The following is a 2,042-nucleotide window of genomic DNA, read 5'->3' on the forward strand; positions in this document are numbered from 1 at the left end:
AGCTTGGGCGGAGTTATTCACCGCCAGAAGTCTATTTTATTGGCGAAAAGTGGGAATTGGTTTAGAAAAAATTCAATTATCTTTACTGGTACAACCGTTATTACCAGCCAATTGTGCGGGAAATGTGCTGATTAATAAGGATAACTGGGAAATTCAGGCGGTTTGGGGATTAGGACACAGTTTAGTTAATGGAGAAGTGGCACCGGATACCTACATTATCGATCGCTCCGGTCAATTACGGAGTCGGCAATTAGGCAATAAATCCAGGGCTTATTATCTCAATAGTGACAGTAATCTGCTTGTACCACAATTATTAGCACCCAGTTTACAGGAAAGCTACTGTTTAGATAATTTCGCCCTCGATCGCCTTTGTCAACTGGTTCAATCTCTGCTGACGGAAAAACCGACGTTAACCAGCATAGAATGGCTGATGATGCTGGATGGTCAAATTTATATTCTCAACTGTCACAGTCAGGAAATCACCGCTACTACATCCCATTATCCCTTAAGAGGATTAGGGGCATCCCCGGGGTTGGCATCGGGAGTGGCAAAAGTGATCAGCAATTTCGACTCCCCAGAGGCAAATTTTCAGGATTGCATTTTGGTTACTGCTAATTTACCTCCGAAAAAACTGCCCCATTTACGCCAAATTCGAGCAATGATCACGGAACAGGGGGGATTAACTAGCCATGGAGCCATCTTAGCCCGGGAATTAGCCATTCCTGCCATTGTCGGGGTGAAAAATGCCACGGAAATTATCCGCTCAGGGGAGATAATTTTAGTAGATGGTACGAGGGGAATTATTTCCCTCGCATCTCAGGAACAGATTTCCTTACCCCCAGCACCCCCTAGAGAAACCGACGGGACGGCAATTGCTACCCGTTTGATGGTTAATCTCAGTCAAACTGAAAGTATTGCCAGAATCCAAGAACTGCCTATTGATGGGATCGGTTTATTGCGCTCAGAATGGATGATTTTAGACTTACTTTCTCAGCGTAATCTAGAAGAATGGTTAACTCCAGAGCATCAAGAAGCATTGATCGAGAGACTAAGTGATTTAATCGCAGAATTTGCCCTTAGTATCCAGCCTAAGCCTTTATTTTATCGTTCTTTTGATGCTCAACATTCAGCTAAAGACAGTCGAGGAACCCATGGTTATATTTTGGATACGACTCTATTTGATCTAGAATTGCAAGCTTTACGACGGGTACAAACCACCAGCGCCACCAATATTAATTTACTGCTTCCCTTTGTCCGCGGGGTTGAGGAATTTATTTTCTGCCGGCAACGGGTACAATCAGCTTTACTCACTCAAGTCCCCTCTTTCCAATTGGGGATAATGGTGGAAGTACCGGGGGTAATCTTTCAATTGAGGGATTATGTGCAAGCGGGCGTACAGTTAATCGCTATTGGTACTAATGATTTAACTCAATTACTTTTAGGCAGCGATCGAGAACATTTCTCAGAATATTTTAACGCCCGTCATCCCGCAGTCAGGGGAGCTTTACAACAAATTATTACTCAAGCAAAAGTTTTACAGATTCCCTGTTCCGTTTGCGGCATGGCCATCGTCCAGCATCCTGAACTTATCGATGATCTGATTGCTTGGGGCGTTACTTCTCTTTCGGTGGATACAGAAGCAGTTTTAGCCACTAGAGAGGCAATTGTTCGCGCAGAAAGAAGGTTTTTATTGGAAAATGGCAGATAACCTCGGCAAAAGGAGCGTTAGGGGTTGGCTGTTGGGGAAGATGTTAAGTAGGGTTTGCGGCAAAAAGTTTCTCGTGGGGGCAGGGTGTGGGGTGTAGGGTGTAGGGTGTAGGGTTGTACCCATTTTCATCTGGTAAATTACCTAATTTTCAGGGAAAAAGTCCCGGAATTTTCCCCCCGATCCCTCCAATGGCTGGCACTTTTTGATTTTCCAAAAGTCTAAACGTCTTACCCAACAAGGTTTTTAGATGTATTCAGCCAACCCTAGTTAATGGCCGATTTACGCCTGTTTATTCTACCATAACGCTTGATCGCAATTGTCCACAGGCCGCATC

General features: G+C 44.3%; 1 protein-coding gene. It reads left to right on the forward strand.

Annotated elements, in window-relative coordinates; genetic code table 11:
• The coding region (locus tag IQ242_RS23365) for a putative PEP-binding protein (protein ID WP_193961599.1) at window positions 1-1,708 on the forward strand (1,708 nt) is incomplete at its 5' end.
• Between the last annotated feature and the right edge of the window lie 334 nt (window positions 1,709-2,042).

Origin of the sequence: Microcystis sp. LEGE 08355, from assembly GCF_015207185.1 — a bacterium.
GTDB lineage: Bacteria > Cyanobacteriota > Cyanobacteriia > Cyanobacteriales > Microcystaceae > Microcystis > Microcystis panniformis.